This is a genomic window from Paenibacillus cymbidii, from assembly GCF_004764705.1.
GTDB lineage: Bacteria > Bacillota > Bacilli > Paenibacillales > NBRC-103111 > Paenibacillus_AN > Paenibacillus_AN cymbidii.
The window spans coordinates 145,948-161,817 of the sequence record NZ_SHLX01000009.1 but is presented as its reverse complement, the minus strand read 5'-3'; the positions used below and the strand labels follow the sequence as shown (position 1 = coordinate 161,817).

The following is a 15,870-nucleotide window of genomic DNA, read 5'->3' as shown; positions in this document are numbered from 1 at the left end:
GATAAATGTTAACATTTAACGATATCATAACATCAACGGCAAAAGTGTACAACTGATATATTCCGCTTTCATTCTGATATGGGCATCGTGGCGTTCGGAAGGTATAGTGGGATCACAACCATCCGGCAGAAGCAATCGTTTTCGTTCCTGCCTGCAAACGGAGGATTTCACTCATGGACAATACCGCCTTATCGCCCGAAATTGCAGCACGCATCGATCGGCTCGTCGACGACGCCCGGGACGAACTGATCGGCTTCGCCGCCAGGCTCGTGCAGATCCCGACGGAAAACTACCCGCCGCACGGCAACGAACTCCCCGGCCAGGAAGCGCTGCGCGCGGAAATGCTGGCCTCCGGCTTGACGGTCGACATGTTTACGCCTGACGACGTGCCGGGCCTGCGCGAGCATCCCGCTTTCTTCGCGACAGCCGACGGCCGCGTGCGGGAGTATGCCAACCGCCCGAATGTCGTCGGCACGCTGCCGGGCACGGGCGGCGGTCGCAGCCTGATGATAACCGGCCATATGGACACGGTCATCGCCGGCTCGCTGCCTTGGGAAACCTCGTTGCCCTGGTCCGGCGCCGTCATCGAGAGCAAGCTGTACGGCCGCGGCTCTCTCGACATGAAAGGCGGGCTCGCCTGCGGCCTGTTCGCGATCCGGGCCGTCCGGCAGCTGGGGCTGCCGCTGCGCGGCGACGTGCTGCTCGAAAGCGTCGTCGACGAAGAATACGGCGGGGCGAACGGCACGCTTGCCTCCCGTCTGCGCGGCTACACGCCCGACATCGTCATTTGCCCGGAGCCGACGAATATGGCCGTCTGCCGGGCCCATCTCGGCTGGCTGTCGTGCAAAATCACCGTAGCGGGCGGCGATGGCGCCGGTTTCTCCAGCCAATACAGCGCCGAGACGGCAAGCCCGTTGGATATCGCCCAGGAGCTGGTTGCGGCGGTGCGGCGGTTTTCCGTCGACTATCCGCATCGGCTGCCTTGGTCGCAGCCGTCGTTCCCGGAGCAGCTTCCCGTTTATCTGATGCAGCTGAATACGGGGGAAGCGGACTTCGCCCATGGCCTCGGCGTCCCGCAGCAAGTGGTGCTGAATCTCGGCATCACCACCTGCGAAGGAATGACGGAGGCGATGGTTGCGCAAGGATTTGCCGACTATTTGCGCGCACATCTCGAGAGCAAAGGAATGGACTGGGGGCAGGTGCGCATCGAGCACCCGATTCGCTATTTGCATCCGAGCGGCTTGCCTGCGGAGCATCCGATTTTTGCGGCGATCGGCGACGTGTATCGCGCCGGCGGGCTGCAGGCGCCGCAGCCGGAAACGTGCCCGTTCGCGTGCGACGCTTTCATTTCGAATTTGCATTTCCCCGCGCCGACGATCAACTTCGGCCCGGGCGGCGCCAACATCCATGCGCGCAACGAATACGTGCTTGTCGACGACCTTGTCGCGCTGACCAAACGGTTCGCCGCCCTGATCGTCCGCTGGTGCGCTTAATTCACTTCGAAGGAGATTTACCCTATGACCACGATAGCCGGACAAAAGGCGCTGATCACCGGAGCGACCCGGGGAATCGGCAAAGCGATCGCAAGCGCGTTCGTCGCGGAAGGAGCGGCCGTTGCGATCTGCGGCGTGGAGGAGCGCGAGCTGAATGAAGCGGTGCGCGAACTGAGCGCGGGCGGCGGTACCGTGCACGGCTTCGTCGCGGACGTGTCCGACCCGGCGAGCGCCGCCGCGTTCGTCGAGCAGGCGAACCGCACGCTGGGCGGTGTCGACGCGCTCGTCAACAACGCGGGCATCGCGCCGTTTTACGATTTTCTGACGATGCCGCTGGACGTCTGGGACCGTACGCTCGCCGTCAACTTGCGCGGCAGCTTCATCGTCGGCCAGGCCGCGGCGAGGCTGATGGCCGAACAGGGCGGCGGCGTCATCGTCAACATGTCCTCGACGAACGGCCTGTTCGGCGAAGAGCGGCTGGCCGCCTACAACGCTTCCAAAGCCGGCGTCATCCTGCTCACCAAAACGATGGCGCTCGAGCTGGCCAAACATAACATCCGCGTCAACGCCGTCTGCCCGGGCTTCATCGGCACCGATCTGGCGCTGAGCGGCGGCTCCGGCGACGGCTACCTGGCTGAAGCGATGGCCAAAATCCCGCTCGGCCGCTGGGGAACGCCCGCGGAAGTAGCCGATCTGTTCCTGTTCCTCGCGTCGTCCCGCTCGTCGTTCATCACCGGCCAAACGTTCGTCATCGACGGCGGCCAAACGACTAGCCAGTAGGCCGATTCGGCCGGGTCGAAAATAGGCCATGAAAAACGGCTTATTTGCCCTCTTGCGCCCGTCTCCCCGAAAATAGCCAGCGAAAACACTGGCTATTTCGGCCAAATGGCCTCGATGCGGGCAAATTGATGTGAATAGCCAGTGAAATCGCTGGCTATTTTGTGGCGACTGCCCGTTTCAAGGCAAATAGGCCATAAAAAATGGCCTATTTCGTCATTTGCAGTTTAATATCCCTCGCAGATCAGAAGCCGTAAGGGTTCATATCGGCCAGCGCCTTGCGGCAGCTGCCGAGCCGATACAGCTCGTGCAAGTCCTCCAGCATCATCTGCTCGAAGCCGAGCAGCCGGCGCTGGTCGTCGGTCAGCTTGCTCGCTTCGACATAGCTCATCATCCGCGGGTAATTGAATTCCGTCTTCATATACGGACGGCAGTAATAATTGATAATGATCGGCCGATCGTTGTCCGTGCGATTGGCCGAACCCGAGTGGATCAGGTACGGGTTGAACAGCACGATATCGCCTTTTTTCACGTCGATGTACTTGGCTTCCCGCTTCGCCGCGTCCGCCACCGGAATGAACTCCTTGTGCGTGCCCGGAATGTAGCGGGTTGCCCCGTTCTCCTTGTTCGAATCGCACAAGTAGTGCAGGCTGTTCATCGTCATGTAGTAGTTCGGGATACGCTCGTGGCCGTCGTGATGCCAGTTGCCGTCGCCGGTTCCCGGCGGCGTGACGCGGCCTTCGCAGCTGTACAACGTCATGCCCGCGCCAAGGAACCGGCGAAAATAATCGATCACGGGCCGATACGCGATATGCGCCATAAATTTCGGGTGGCGCGCCTGCATGTTGTACACGGTTGGTCCCGTCACCTGGATGCGCCGTTCGTTCGCCAGCCGCTCGATCGGACTGGCGCGCCGAATTTCCCCGTTGATCAGCTCGACGAACGCGTCGCAGTCCTCATGAGCGATCGCTTCGGCCAGCACCACCACGCCGACGGCGTCCATCTCCTCGTCGCAGGCGGCGAAGAAGCCGGCGATTTCGCGCTCAGGCAGCCGTTCCCAGTTGGCATAGTCGAATACCATTCGTTTCGGTTCCCTGCTCATGGCGGTTTCGCTCCTTGTCAGCACTCGGCGTTGGTCATTTCGTTGGTGAAGATGCGTTTGTACTCCTGCGGCGTCAGCTTGACCGCCGACTCGGGCGCATAATGGATCTGCAAAGCGCGGCGGCGCTTGGGCGTAAAATTCGGCGGCGTGCCGTGATGCAGCAGGCTGGAGAACAGCAGCGCCCCGCCCGGCGGCAGCGGCACCGCGACATCGCGCTCCACGCGGACGCTGGTGTCGCAGATTTGCCAGTCGCGCACGGCGTAATGCGGCACCCCGCCGTCGCGGTGGGAATACGGGATGATGTGCATGCATCCGTTGTCCAGCTCGGCCGGATCGAGCGCGATCCAGATGCCGAACACCGACTTGTCGTAGGCGAAGTTGCCGTACGCCATATCCTGGTGCCACGGCTTCTCCGCGCCGCCGCCGGGCGGCTTGAGCAGCGCCTGGTCGGCGATCATTCGACCGGTTTCGCCGAACAGCCGGGCGACCAGCCGCTCGATGTCCGGATGATGCGAAATAGCCTGGAGCCGCGGCTCGTATGCGACATAATTGGTGACGACGCGGGCGGACAGTTCCTTCTCTTCGGCGGTCCAGTCGTCCCGCCGTTTGCCGACGAACTGGATGCGCGGCCCTTGCACCGCGCCGGCGATAATGTCGGACAACGCCTGTTTGGCCGCCTCAATCAGCTCCAGGCCGATCAGCCGGTCGATGACGACATAACCTTCGCTCCAAAACCGTTTCACGTCGTCGTCCGTTACCGCATCGATCGTCGCAATTCGTCGCTCCGGCAGCTGGTCGTACCGGTAAAGACTCGTCGCCAGCCGTTTGGCCTGCTCGTAGTGCTCCTCCGATTCGTAGGCGTGCAGCGGGTTTTTGTTGTAATGCTGTTCGGGTGTCAGCATCGTTCTCCCTCCTTGTGTTTTACCGTTTCGGGTCGTTCCCGGATGGTCGGCGGTCGGCCGCTCTCGTTACGCCTTGCCTCCGTAAATGCTTTTGTTCAGCGCTTCCTGTTTGCCGGACAATTCATTGAAGAAGTGATTGTAATAGTCGTTTAACCCGATGACGTCAGCGCCGATGCTGATGAACCGGTAGCCCATGCCGACCAGTTCCTCCAGGTTGCCGACACCGCCGACGGTTGCGGCGATTTTGCCGTGCTTGATCGCCAGATCGGCGATCCGCTTGCGGGTTTCGACAATCAGCGGATGGTTCCATTCGCCGGGAGCGCCGATGCCCTGGCTGAAGTCGCCCGGACCGAAGAACACCGCGTCCACGCCGGGCAGCGAGATGATCGCCACAAGATCGTCCAGCGGCTCGGGGTCTTCGATCTGCAGCATGTTGAACCGTTGTTCGTTGGCTTGCGCCATGTAGTCGGCCATGCCGAGGTTCGTGTATTTGCCGTCGGCGTTGCCGCCGTCGATCGGGCGCCGGCCGATCGGATGGAATTTGGTCAAATGCGCGATTTGCCGCGCGTCGTCCGCGTTCATCACGTGCGGCACCAGGATGCCCGCCGCGTCCAGTTCGAGCGGTTTGATCAGCTCGCTGTAAGAGCCTCTGGACACGCGGATCATCATGTCCACATCGTACGCCTTGGCCGTCATGATCTGCCGCTCGATCGTCGACCAATCGTTCGGCACATGCTCCATATCCGCCCAAACACAGTCCATGCCGGAAACCATACAGGCTATTTCCACGACCCGCGGATCGGCGAGGTTGATTTTGGTCGCATAAGCGACTTCGCCGGCCCTCAGTTTCTTCCACACGCGACTTGGCCGCATATCGAACGATTTGCGTTCCATTGTCCGTCCTCTCCCATCGTCCCTTTATCGTATCTCTTCCATCTTCCGCCGCGCCGATGGATACCGATTATCCTCAGCACTATCGCGCAACGGGCAGTTCGTTACTATTCACAGTCCCCGCAAAAAAATGATAGGTGAAAAATCACATCTAATTGCCTGATGAGCGAAAGTGGGGGCCATTGGGGTGCCCCGCATCGGGTCAAATCCGGGTTGCTGACCTTTCCTCACCAAACATTTGCTCTGTTCTTAGGGCTGTGAATAGTAACGGCCGTTCATCTATACGGCCACCTTGACGACCACTTTTTTGATCGTTTTGACCGGCTGCGGATTTTCCACGAAAGTGCCGGTTTTGTGCGCATCGTCCGGACCGAAGATCGCAAACGTGCCGCCTGCGCGCTCCTGCGTGTTGCCGCTCCCCGACAGCAGTTCACAATCCGCTGCGTCGTCGTACTCCCGCTGGACGGTCATATCGGGCGCGAAGGCATAGAAAATACGCTCACGGCCTTCGATGACATATTGCACGTCGACATACCGACGGTGCGCTTTCCACTGCGCCTCGCCCCGCAGCTTGAGGTCGAACTGCTGCACGACGGCAAATACGCGGTCGCCGTCGATTTCGTACTTTCCCGGCGGCAGCTTCTGCAGGTCCGTTTCCTGCAAATACTTGAGCGCCTTTTCGATGCCCGGCCCCAGTTTGTAATAGAAAGGAGCGTTTTCGATTATATCCAACACCATAGCGATGACCTCCCGAAAGGTATGCGAAGCACCCTCATCTCGACTTGCGTTGCGTCCAAGTACATTCGGCCTGCATCAGCCTGTCCGCTCAGTTTGACGCCTCCGTCTTCCGGATGCGCCGATTCGACTCCTCCGGCCGGGCGAACCGTTCGATTGGCACTTCCCCCTGCTCATGCCGCTTGAACTCGTCGACTCCCCGCATCATATACATGCGGAAGTCCGGATAGTGCTTCGGGTCCCAGTAGACGCCGGTTTGCGAATACCGAATCACGAAACCGATGCGCCAGCCATCGGAAACGTTGGGACCGGAACCGTGAATGATCGCGTCGTCGTGCATCGAAATGCATCCCGCCGGATTGACCAGCGCGATCGCATCATTCTCGTTGAAGCTGCCGCGCTCCAGTTCGAACGAGAGGATGGAGTCCTTTCCCGCGATTCGATGCTGGATAATGCCGGCGTTGTGGGTTCCGGGAATGACCTTCATCGCTCCGTTCTGCTCGGTGACGTCGGAGACCGCCAGCCATACCGTAACCGTTTTGCTTTTTTCCGTCGACCAATAGTAGGAATCCTGGTGCCACGGGACGATTTTGTCCGATTTCGGCGACTTCGTAATGAACTCGGTTCGCGCCATATAAAAATTCGGGCCCAGAATCCCCTCGACAAGATCCAGAATACGCGGATTCGCGCAAATGTCGTACAGCCATTTGCTCGTCAGATGCCAATTCATAATATCCGACGGCAATTCCCCATCGTACAAAAGCGAAACGATCCGTCGGTATCCCTCTTGCAGCTCCGCAACCTCTTCCCCGGTATACACAGGGGCAAGCCCGTTCAAGTATCCGTTATCCGCGTAAAATTGCACCTGCTCCGGAGTCAATCTTGTTGTTGCCGCCATGCGCTTTCCCCTCCATCTGTCGCTGCAGTGCAGTCTTGATTTGCCTCTCGCCGGAACGACGTCACGAATCACGGATTTCACAACAGCTTATTCGGTTTGTTCCATTGCAGCCTGACCGCGAACACGCTGCCGTCGCTGCCGTATTGCTGGCAGCCCGGCGCAATCAGGCACTCGTTGGCGAAGACGAACGAAACGTCCGAGCTCACGTTGATCGTGCTGAAATTGCCCAAATCGGCCCCTCTGTCCGGCACCAGCACCCGTTCCGTATCGCGCAGCAGCACGAGCCGGTCAGGGTCGACCCGGGCGATAAACAACGGCGAACGGTACCGGCACACGTGGCTGTTTCCGCCGGTCTCCCGCGTATAGACGAGAAACAGGCCGTCGCTGTGCGTTACCCAATGCTGCTGCGTGTTGTAGGAGCGAAGGTCGCCGCCGTCGTCCCATTTCCACGCCTGCGGCGCATCGTAATGCAGCCCGTCGTCGCTGGCAGTCACATAGCCGACTTCCCCCATTGCACCGCGCAGCGTCATATAATATTTGCCGCCGAACCGGGTCAACGACGGCTCGACAAGTCCGCTGCCTTCCGGGACCGTCAACAGCGTGCCGTGTTCGATATAAGAAAGCGTTTCTCCGTCGAATCTGCAGCGAAAAACGGCGCACCCCCACCGGCTGAGCTCCCACGAGCTCGATTCGTCGATCCGGTAATACGTCGGTACCAGAATTTCGCCATTCGGCAAGTCGATGCGCTGCGAACAGCCCGAACCGGAGCTGTAAAATTTCGGATCGGGAACAGTCATCATCCGAAACGGCGACCATGTGCGCGCGGCTTCGTCATATACCGAATAAGCGGTATATCTCGGCAGCTTGCGGGTGCGGTACAGCGGAACGTCGACACGATCAGCGTAAATGACGGTATGCCCGATGCCGAGCAACTTGCCCGTGGCGGTATGCCAGCCGGGCGTAAAATCGCAGATCGCGATTTCCGTCCCGTCCTCCTGCTTGTAGCGGCCCAGCGTTTCGGCGTGCTCGAACGGGCCGGTCCAAGATTGCCCGACGTCGTCCGTACGCATCTCGAACACGGGGCCAAAATAATCGTCGCCAATTCGGAAATATTTTTGCAGCGCCAGCACGACGGAAGCCGGATCGCCGGGTATCGCGCCTGCTCGCGGGTGAACCCAATAATACGTCTCGCCGATGGTCGAATAAATCGTATCCAACCGAATGGCGTAATCCAAGTCAGCCTGCTCCGCCCGCATGCTTTTTCCTCCGCTCAATGACACCGTACTTTGACCACGACTTTGGTTACCGGCTTCGGCGTGTCGACGGCGATGCCGATCATATGCGCATCCTCGGGGCGAAAGATGAGGAACGTGCCCGGGCTGACGACAATCGTGTTCTCGCCCGTAGTTACGTTGGTGCTCCCGCCGCCCCGCAGCAGCATATAATCCGCGGTTTCGTCATAGCCCCGGTACACATCCAGGCTGTCGACCGGCGCATAAGCGATCCGCTCCTTGCCTTCGACCATGTAATGCACGTCGATGTATTGGCGATGCGCTTCCCATTTGCCTTCCGATTGCGGCAGCAGGGAAAATTGCTGTACCAGCGCATATACGTTGTCGCCGTCGATCGTATACTTGCCCGGTTCTTTGCCGCTCCAGTCGGTTTCCCGCAAATAAGCCAGCGCTTTGCCGAGCCCAACGCCCAACCCGCTGTACATCGCGGCGTTTCGAATGTTATCGATGATCATGGCCCCATCTCCCCGTTCGGCTTGTTCCACTGCAGCTTGATGGCAAAAACGCTGCCGTCGCAGCCGTATTGCTGGCAGCCCGGCGCGATCAGGCATTCGTTGGCGAACACGTACGAAACATCAGCCGTCACGTTGATCGTGCTGAAGTTGCCAAGATCGGCTCCCCGGTCCTCGAGGAGCACCCGCTCCGTATCGCGCAGCAGGACGAGCCGGTCGGGATCGACCTGGGCGATAAACAGCGGCGAACGGTGCCGGCACACATGGCCGTTGCTCCCGGTATCCCGCGTATAGACGAGAAACAGACCGTCGCTGTGCGTGATCCAATGCTGCTGCGTATTATAGGAGCGCAGATCGCTGCCGTCGTCCCATTTCCACACCTGCGGCTGGTCGTAATGCAGCCCGTCGTCTCCGGATGTGACGTAGCCTACCTCGCCCTTTTGGCCGCGCAGGGTCATGTAGTACTTGCCCTTGAACCGCGTCAGCGACGGTTCGGCCAAGCCGGACCACGTATCGTTCAGCAGCTCCGTGCCATGCTCCAGATAAGTGACCGTTTCGCCGTCGAAGCTGCAGCGCAGCACGGTGCACGCCCACATCGTGCGTTCCCACACGAACTCGCTGCCCAGCCGGTAGTAACAAGGCACGAGCATATCGCCGTTCGGCAGCTCCAGACGCTGCATGCCCGCACCGCCGATGGCATAAAACTTGTCGTCCGGTATTTCAAGCAGCTTGAACGGGGTCCAGGTATGGGTCGCTTCGTCGTAGACCGAATAAGCGTCGTAGACCGGAATATTTTTTGCGCGCAGCAGCGGCACATCCGTATTGTCGGCGTATATCGCCGTATGCCCCATGCCGATCAGCTTGCCGGTGGCGGCATGCCATTGCGGCGAGAAGTCGCAGATGACCATGTCCATTCCTTCTCCGTACCTGCGGCGGCTAAGCGTCCCGTCGTGCTCGATCGGGCCGACCCACGTTTGGCCAACGTCGTGCGTCCGCATTTCGAATACAGTGCCGAAATAGTCGTCGCCGATCCGGTAATATTTTTGCATCGCCAACACGACGGTCGCCGGATCGCCGGGTATCGTTCCCGCCCGCGGATGCACCCAGTAGTACAAATCGTCGATTTGCGAATAAATGGTGTCCACATGAATGCTGTAGTCCAATGGCACCTGCGTCCCTTGCATGTTGTCGTCCCCTTTGTCGTTCCGGAATCGTTTCCGGAAGAAGTTCGGCCTTGGCCGTCGCCGGGCTGTGCGGCTGACTTGCCATCGCCTTTACTTGCCGGCCAGCACCGTGCCCATGATAAACTCGATCGGCACCCGGGCCGACAGTTCCTCCAGCTTCGCCGCCGTCGCAGGGCTTAGGCGCGGGCCTTCCATCAGCCCGATATTTTCCCGGACCTGCTCCGGCGTTTCCGCGCCCAACACCAGACTGGCTACGCCTTCCATGTCGCGAATGTACGACAGCGCCAGTTGCGCCACCGACATCCCTTCCCGCTCCGCCAAGTCGCGCAGCGGCTGCAGATGCATTGTCGCCGGCGCATACCGTTCCGGCTGCAATGCCGGATCGAGGAAGAAGAACCCTTGCAGGAACACGCTTCGAACCAGGATCAGCTTGCCTGCTTCCCCAAGCTTCCGCAGCACCCCACTGCGCACGAGCCGCAGGTCGAACGCGTTCATCGGCACCTGAATCGCCTCGTACACGTCGTAACGCAGCATTTCTTCCGCTTCGCGTCCGTGATACACCGATACGCCGGCATGGGCGATCAGACCTTCGCGCTGCATGCGTCCGAGCGTGTCCGGCACAACCGAACCGTACAACGACATATCCGGCGCATGGTGCAGCATGTAGAGCGGAATGCGGGACACTCGCAGCCGTTCCAGCGATTGTTCCACGCACGCATATAACTGCTTCTCGATTTCCCGCCGGTCTGTTCCCCGCGCCGGATCGATCCTGAACTTGGTGACAAGAAACGGGGCGCGTTGCTTGCAGCCGGCGGAGCCCAAATAGCTCCCGAGTACATCCTCCGCGTCGCCGTAAGCGGCCGCCGTATCGATTGCATTCACGCCGCCCTCCGCCGCCGCGTCCAACAGCTCGAACGCCTTGGCAGGCGACGGTTTCCCGCTTCGATTGGCAATGCCGTAGTCGAGACCGAGCTGTGCGGTACCCAGCATCATGGCGGACAGCCGATGTCCGGCAAATTCGACGGTATTCATTGTGTATGGGCCACCTTTACGACAACTTTCCGCACCGGCTTGGGCGTATCGACCGTGATCCCGACCATGTGCGCGTCTTCCGGCCGGAAAACAAGAAACGTGCCGGGCGCGGCAACGATCGTATTCGTCGCCGTGACGACGTTCGTGCTGCCGCCGCCCCGCAGCAGCACGAAGTCTCCGTCCTCGTCGTACTCCCGGTAAACCTCGAGGCTGCCGACGGGGGCGTAAGCGATCCGCTCCTTGCCTGAAATGATATAATGCACGTCGATATAATTCCGGTGCGCTTCCCATTTGCCTTCCGACTGCGGCCGCAGCGTAAACTTCTGCAGGTGCGCAAATACAAGGTTGCCGTCGATATCGTACCGCCCCGGCTCTTTGCCGGCAAAATCGGTCTCCCGCAAATAAGCGAGCGCCTTGGCGATTCCTTCGCCCAGTTTGGCGTACAACCCGGCATTGTCGATGCGGTCGATAATCATCGCATGATCCTCCTGTCCCCGGAGCAGCATCGGCTACTTGGCCACATAACCGCCATCCACCGGAAGATTCGTGCCGGTCACATAAAGCGAGGCATCCGAGGCAAAAAACACGATCGCCCCCATCACGTCGCTGTTGTTGGCCATCCGCCCGAGAAACGTCCGGTCGCTGTACCGTTCCACGAACACATCCGTATGCGCCTCCGTGCGGAACCCGCCGGGGCTGATGCAGTTGCAGCGGATGTTGTGCTTGCCGTAATAACTGGCGGTGAAGCGCGTAAAGTTGATCATGCCGGCTTTATGGAAAAAATAATCCGGAATGAATCCTGTAAACGGCGTGTCTTCGTACAATGTCGTGTCCGGCCCGATCATGCCGTGAATAGACCCGATGTTCACGATCGATCCGCCTCCGGCCTTGGCCATTTCGTCGCCGAACGCCCGCGTAATCAGAAACAGTCCCGTCGCATTAATCTTCATGCTCTCCGCGAAGGCCGACGCGTCCGCGTCCCACGACTTCATCGTCCGGGCCAACGCATTGTTGACAAGCGCGTCGATCCTGCCTTCCCGCTCCATCACGGCGTCCCTCAGCTGCAGGATGGAGCGTTCGTCGCCGAGATCGAGCGGCAGCGCCGTCACGTCGTACCCGGCTTCCCGGTATTCGGCCGCAATCCGCTCCAGCTCCGGAAGCGAACGGGAAGCGATGTATGTCGTCGCTCCTGCTTCGGCGATCGCTTCCGCCACCTGCTTGCCGTACATGCCTTTGCCGCCGGCGATGACGACCACTTTGCCCCGCAGCGAAAACCGGTCGAGGATGTTCTCCCCCATGATCTGCCTCCTCATTGCCCTCCGGCAGCCGAGCGGCCGGAGCTACCCTTTTAACGAACCGAGCATAATGCCTTTGATAAAATAGCGCTGCACCCACGGATACGCCAGCACGATCGGTCCGATCGACAGCAGGGCGATGCCCGCGCGCACGTTGGCAAGCGATATTTGCGCATCCTGCGCCGAACGGTTGCCGGCCAGGTCGTTCGCCTGTTCGTTGGACGCCTGCAGCATCTCCCGCATGACGGCCTGAATGACCGTCAGCTTGCGGTCGCGAATGTAGATCATTGCGTCGAACCAGGCGTTCCAGTGCCCGACGGCCGCCCACAGGCCGATCGTCGCCAGCACCGGCACCGACACGGGCACAACGATTCGCGTGAGCAGCGTCCAGTAGCCGGCCCCGTCGATCACTGCCGATTCCTCGAGCGCCGCGTCGAGCGCCATAAAATAATTGCGCATGATGATGATGCTGAAGATCGAAACCGCCATCGGCACGACCAGCACGAGGAAGTTGTCGACCAGGCCAAGGCTGCGAATGAGCAGGTACGTCGGAATAAGCCCGCCGGTAAAAAACATCGGAATAATAAAATAAGTCGTCAACCAGCCGCGGTAAGGCAAATCGCGTTTCGCCAGCGGATAGGCGGCCAGCAGCGTAAACGCCAGCTCGAGCGCGGTGCCGGCGAGCGTACGAACGATCGAATTGGCGTACGGACGCACGATGGCATCGTACGAGAACAGGAAGCGATACGCCGCCAGCGTCGGCTCCTTCGGCCACAGATGCACCCCGAGCGACGTCGTTTCCTTTACGTTGGAGAAGGAAAGCACCGCCACTTGCCAGAACGGATACAGCACAAGCAGCGCAAACGCGAGCATCAGCGCATAATTGACGTAGTCGAAGGCATTCATCCGCTTCAGCTTGCGGCGGGGACGAACGGCGGCGGGCATCAGTTGTTTCTCCACGGTAGCCATCGTCACCACACCCCGTAATCGCTGCGCCTGCGCACGATCTGATTGACCGTGACCAGCAGCACGACGCCGACGACGTTTTTGAACAACCCGACGGCCGCGGCGTAGTCGAACCGCATCGAGCCGTTCGTGATATCGCCGAGCCCTACCCGGTACACGTACGTATCAATGATGTCGGCCACCTCGTAGACGAGCGGATTGTACAAATTCAAAATTTGATCGAAGCCCCCGGACAAAATATTGCCCAGCCGTAAAAGGAATAATATGGTAATTACCGGGACTAGTGACGGGAGCGTAATATACGCCATTTTATGGAAACGGTTGGCGCCGTCGGCTTCCGCCGCTTCGTACAGCTCGGGCGAAATCGCCGAAATCGAGGCCAAATAAATGATCGACGCCCAGCCGACCTCTTTCCACACGTCGGTTGCCAGCAGCAGCGGCACAAAATACAGCTTGCTGGCAAGAAAATTGACCGGATGCCCGCCGAACAGCGACACGATGTAGTTGACGATCCCCCGCTCCGGCGACAGCAGCTCCACCATAATCGAAGCCACGATTACCCAGCTCAGAAAATGCGGCAAATACGAGATGCTCTGCACGATCCGCTTGAACCGGCGATGCACCACTTCGTTCAGCAGCAGCGCAAAAACGATCGCCAGCGCAAAGCCGAACACGAGCCGCAGCAGGCTGATGACGAACGTGTTGCGCAGCGCCCGGCGGAAAGCGAAGTCGTGCACCATTTCCTGAAAGTGGGCGAAATGGTTCCAGTGGCTGTCCCAGACGCCGAGCCCGGGGCGAAAATCCTTGAATGCGATCACGATGCCGTACATCGGCGCATAGCTGAACAGGGCCAAATGAACGACCGGCAGCAGCAGCATCACGTACAGCATTTTCATTTGGTACAGCTTTTTGCGTTTTTTCGCCGCAAGCGATTGCATGTCGAACCCTCCACCTCATGCGCCCCGTCCGCGGGCGAGCGCGAAACGACCGCCCCGCGGTCGTGCGGAGCATTCGGCGGCTGCCGCCGAATGCCCACGCGAGCGCCCATAACCGCGCCGGTTTGCGCATCGCCTACTTTTTCAGCAGATCGGCTACCTTCGGCGCTTTTTCGATTTCCGCCAGCACGTCGCTGCCTCCGTTTTTGAGCCAATTGTCGACATACCCGTTCCAGGTGGAGTCGATGTTCACTTCGCCGATAATCGCCTTGAAGAAATATTCGTCGGTAATCGTCTTTAGCTTGGCGGACAGCTTCGCCCGCAGGTCGGAAAGCTTCGTTTCGTTGAACCGGTCGTATTTGTACGGGCGCAGCAGCGTCTTCTTCCCTTCGTCCGTGCCGGTGTACAACTCCCGCAGCTTCACTTTCGCTTTTGGCGTGTAGTATGGTGTCGTACTTGCCGGACGAATGACGAAGTTGTAGTAGGCAATGCCCTTTTTCTCGCGATCCGGGTCGGTATCCTTCGGCACGGCCGCCGATTTGTAAGGTTCGCCGTCCCAGGTAAAGTCGGTTCCCGCTTCGCCGAAATTGGTGAATACGAACGCTTCCTTGTCAAAGTTGATGTAATCCATGATTTGCAGCATGCGGATCAACTTTTCGTCCGAAACGCTTTTATTGACGACTACGTTGTAGGCCAGCGTGTCGGTCACCCGCTGCGCCGTCACCCCTTGCCCGCCCGGTCCGACCGGTCCGGGAGCGACAAGGAACTTCGCCTTCGGATCTTTGTCGACCAGATTTCCCGGCGGCCGTGTCATCGTATACGGAATCAGCGACACGGCATCGGGCTCGCCGATCGATACGCCATATTTGCCGGCGGCGTATTTATCACGGCTCTTTTGCAAATTGAGCGTCGTAAATTCCGGGTCGATATATCCCTTTTTGTACCAATCGGCCAATTTTTTCAGCAAGTCTCTGTACTTCGTGCTAATGGAGAATTCGACCGCTTTGCCGTTCTCTTCGATAAAACCGTTGTCAAGCGGGAACGCCCACGGAAACCCGAAAGCCCCCGCATACGTCACGAGCGAATAAAACTGGTTCTCGTTGTTCATCGTAATGGCATACGTATCTTTCTGCCCGTTGCCGTCCGGATCTCCGTTCACGAAGCTGTCGAACATCTTCTCTTCCTCTTCGAGCGTAAACGGCGTTTTGGTAAAAAAGACGCGGTCCGACAGCTGTTCAACCTGACCTTTCGGCTTGTAGCCGAACTTCTCCATCCAGTCGAGTCGGTACAACTGCAGCCAAGGCACGTCTTTCTGCGCATCCACCGATCCGGTCAGCGCCACATATTCGTTGTCTTTGCCCGGCGCCTTATTGATTTTCCATCCGGTTGCTTCGGCGTTCAGCAGCGCCGCATAGTTCGGCGCGTATTTTTCGATCAGCGCCTTCGGTACGGTACGGGTCATACCGTCCGAATACAGCTTGAACGGATCCTGATACAGGAACGCGATTTCCGGCAATTCCCCGGATGCGATCATCAGGTTCGACTGCTCGTTGTTGCTGAGGTCGACTTTTTTGTTTTCAAGCTTGACGTTGAACTTCTTTTCGATCATCTGCTGGACCTTGTTGTTGTCTTCGATTTTGCCGCGAGCGAGCGAGCCGAGCCACTTGATCGACAGCTGCTTGCTGTAATCGGCGCCGGCCGCCGGCTGCGACGCTTGCGGCGTGGCGCTGCCCGAAGCCCCTGCCCCCGATGCGCTTGGCGAAACGCTCGCCTCGCTGCCCGACTTTCCGCCTCCGGATGACGAACAGCCGGAGGCAACAAGAGAAAGCGCTAACAACATCGCCGTACCGACATGCAGGCTTTTCTGTTTTTTCATCGACAAACCCTCCCTTTCGTTTTTCGACTACATGTTGAGT

Annotated in this window: 16 protein-coding genes; 2 read left to right on the top strand and 14 right to left on the bottom strand. The window is 59.3% G+C overall.

Features of this window, described 5'->3' with window-relative positions:
* The first annotated feature begins 173 nt into the window (after positions 1-173).
* Both EXY20_RS14610 and EXY20_RS14605 read left to right on the top strand, forming a co-directional pair.
* Positions 174-1,493, top strand: coding sequence for a M20 family metallopeptidase (locus EXY20_RS14610; RefSeq protein WP_135552276.1), 1,320 nt, complete (start codon positions 174-176; stop codon positions 1,491-1,493).
* A 24-nt stretch (positions 1,494-1,517) separates the two neighbouring features.
* Positions 1,518-2,273: an SDR family NAD(P)-dependent oxidoreductase gene (locus EXY20_RS14605; protein WP_135552274.1), complete on the top strand. Its 756-nt coding sequence runs from the start codon at positions 1,518-1,520 to the stop codon at positions 2,271-2,273.
* Positions 2,274-2,514: 241 nt separating this feature from the next.
* Here the strand turns inward: EXY20_RS14605 and EXY20_RS14600 are convergent, their stop codons facing one another.
* From EXY20_RS14600 to EXY20_RS14535, 14 genes are all read right to left on the bottom strand, one after another.
* Positions 2,515-3,372 carry a phytanoyl-CoA dioxygenase family protein gene (locus EXY20_RS14600; protein ID WP_135552272.1) on the bottom strand — a complete coding sequence of 286 codons (858 nt, stop codon included), beginning with the start codon at positions 3,370-3,372 and terminating at the stop codon, positions 2,515-2,517.
* Positions 3,373-3,389: 17 nt separating this feature from the next.
* On the bottom strand, positions 3,390-4,274 hold the full coding sequence (locus tag EXY20_RS14595; protein WP_135552270.1) for a phytanoyl-CoA dioxygenase family protein: 885 nt from the start codon (positions 4,272-4,274) through the stop codon (positions 3,390-3,392).
* Between the two features lie 66 nt (positions 4,275-4,340).
* On the bottom strand, positions 4,341-5,168 hold the full coding sequence (locus tag EXY20_RS14590; protein WP_135552268.1) for an HpcH/HpaI aldolase family protein: 828 nt from the start codon (positions 5,166-5,168) through the stop codon (positions 4,341-4,343).
* Between the two features lie 276 nt (positions 5,169-5,444).
* Positions 5,445-5,903, bottom strand: coding sequence for a YhcH/YjgK/YiaL family protein (locus tag EXY20_RS14585; protein ID WP_135552266.1), 459 nt, complete (start codon positions 5,901-5,903; stop codon positions 5,445-5,447).
* A gap of 88 nt (positions 5,904-5,991) precedes the next feature.
* Entirely contained in the window at positions 5,992-6,798 is an 807-nt protein-coding gene (locus tag EXY20_RS14580; RefSeq protein ID WP_135552264.1) for a phytanoyl-CoA dioxygenase family protein, read from the bottom strand.
* Between the two features lie 77 nt (positions 6,799-6,875).
* Positions 6,876-8,054 carry a sialidase/neuraminidase family protein gene (locus tag EXY20_RS14575; RefSeq protein WP_135552262.1) on the bottom strand — a complete coding sequence of 393 codons (1,179 nt, stop codon included), beginning with the start codon at positions 8,052-8,054 and terminating at the stop codon, positions 6,876-6,878.
* A 14-nt stretch (positions 8,055-8,068) separates the two neighbouring features.
* Positions 8,069-8,545, bottom strand: coding sequence for a YhcH/YjgK/YiaL family protein (locus EXY20_RS14570; RefSeq protein WP_167859225.1), 477 nt, complete (start codon positions 8,543-8,545; stop codon positions 8,069-8,071).
* Positions 8,542-9,726 (bottom strand): sialidase/neuraminidase family protein, encoded by a 1,185-nt coding sequence (locus EXY20_RS14565; RefSeq protein WP_135552258.1) that lies wholly within the window; start codon positions 9,724-9,726, stop codon positions 8,542-8,544. Before EXY20_RS14565 ends, EXY20_RS14570 begins: the two co-directional genes overlap by 4 nt.
* A 90-nt stretch (positions 9,727-9,816) precedes the next feature.
* Positions 9,817-10,758: an aldo/keto reductase gene (locus tag EXY20_RS14560; protein WP_135552256.1), complete on the bottom strand. Its 942-nt coding sequence runs from the start codon at positions 10,756-10,758 to the stop codon at positions 9,817-9,819.
* Positions 10,755-11,234 (bottom strand): YhcH/YjgK/YiaL family protein, encoded by a 480-nt coding sequence (locus EXY20_RS14555; RefSeq protein ID WP_167859224.1) that lies wholly within the window; start codon positions 11,232-11,234, stop codon positions 10,755-10,757. The genes EXY20_RS14560 and EXY20_RS14555 overlap by 4 nt, the downstream gene beginning before the upstream one ends.
* A 33-nt stretch (positions 11,235-11,267) precedes the next feature.
* On the bottom strand, positions 11,268-12,056 hold the full coding sequence (locus EXY20_RS14550) for an SDR family oxidoreductase (protein ID WP_135552252.1): 789 nt from the start codon (positions 12,054-12,056) through the stop codon (positions 11,268-11,270).
* 42 nt (positions 12,057-12,098) lie between these two features.
* Positions 12,099-13,022 (bottom strand): carbohydrate ABC transporter permease, encoded by a 924-nt coding sequence (locus EXY20_RS14545; protein WP_235885904.1) that lies wholly within the window; start codon positions 13,020-13,022, stop codon positions 12,099-12,101.
* Positions 13,023-13,024: 2 nt separating this feature from the next.
* A complete protein-coding gene (locus EXY20_RS14540; protein ID WP_135552250.1) occupies positions 13,025-13,957 on the bottom strand; it encodes an ABC transporter permease in 933 nt (310 codons plus the stop codon).
* 133 nt (positions 13,958-14,090) lie between these two features.
* Positions 14,091-15,830, bottom strand: a complete 1,740-nt coding sequence (locus tag EXY20_RS14535) for a type 2 periplasmic-binding domain-containing protein (protein ID WP_135552248.1) — start codon at positions 15,828-15,830, stop codon at positions 14,091-14,093.
* Between the last annotated feature and the right edge of the window lie 40 nt (positions 15,831-15,870).

Bases quoted from the DNA above. Each gene is read 5' to 3' on its own strand.
- EXY20_RS14535 (WP_135552248.1), bottom strand. From the start codon at position 15,830: ATGAAAAAACAGAAAAGCCTGCATGTCGGTACGGCGATGTTGTTAGCG.
- EXY20_RS14540 (WP_135552250.1), bottom strand. From the start codon at position 13,957: ATGCAATCGCTTGCGGCGAAAAAACGCAAAAAGCTGTACCAAATGAAA.
- EXY20_RS14585 (WP_135552266.1), bottom strand. From the start codon at position 5,903: ATGGTGTTGGATATAATCGAAAACGCTCCTTTCTATTACAAACTGGGG.
- EXY20_RS14545 (WP_235885904.1), bottom strand. From the start codon at position 13,022: ATGGCTACCGTGGAGAAACAACTGATGCCCGCCGCCGTTCGTCCCCGC.
- EXY20_RS14570 (WP_167859225.1), bottom strand. From the start codon at position 8,545: ATGATCATCGATAACATTCGAAACGCCGCGATGTACAGCGGGTTGGGC.
- EXY20_RS14560 (WP_135552256.1), bottom strand. From the start codon at position 10,758: ATGAATACCGTCGAATTTGCCGGACATCGGCTGTCCGCCATGATGCTG.
- EXY20_RS14580 (WP_135552264.1), bottom strand. From the start codon at position 6,798: ATGGCGGCAACAACAAGATTGACTCCGGAGCAGGTGCAATTTTACGCG.
- EXY20_RS14575 (WP_135552262.1), bottom strand. From the start codon at position 8,054: ATGCGGGCGGAGCAGGCTGACTTGGATTACGCCATTCGGTTGGATACG.
- EXY20_RS14610 (WP_135552276.1), top strand. From the start codon at position 174: ATGGACAATACCGCCTTATCGCCCGAAATTGCAGCACGCATCGATCGG.
- EXY20_RS14605 (WP_135552274.1), top strand. From the start codon at position 1,518: ATGACCACGATAGCCGGACAAAAGGCGCTGATCACCGGAGCGACCCGG.
- EXY20_RS14565 (WP_135552258.1), bottom strand. From the start codon at position 9,726: ATGCAAGGGACGCAGGTGCCATTGGACTACAGCATTCATGTGGACACC.
- EXY20_RS14555 (WP_167859224.1), bottom strand. From the start codon at position 11,234: ATGATTATCGACCGCATCGACAATGCCGGGTTGTACGCCAAACTGGGC.
- EXY20_RS14595 (WP_135552270.1), bottom strand. From the start codon at position 4,274: ATGCTGACACCCGAACAGCATTACAACAAAAACCCGCTGCACGCCTAC.
- EXY20_RS14600 (WP_135552272.1), bottom strand. From the start codon at position 3,372: ATGAGCAGGGAACCGAAACGAATGGTATTCGACTATGCCAACTGGGAA.
- EXY20_RS14590 (WP_135552268.1), bottom strand. From the start codon at position 5,168: ATGGAACGCAAATCGTTCGATATGCGGCCAAGTCGCGTGTGGAAGAAA.
- EXY20_RS14550 (WP_135552252.1), bottom strand. From the start codon at position 12,056: ATGGGGGAGAACATCCTCGACCGGTTTTCGCTGCGGGGCAAAGTGGTC.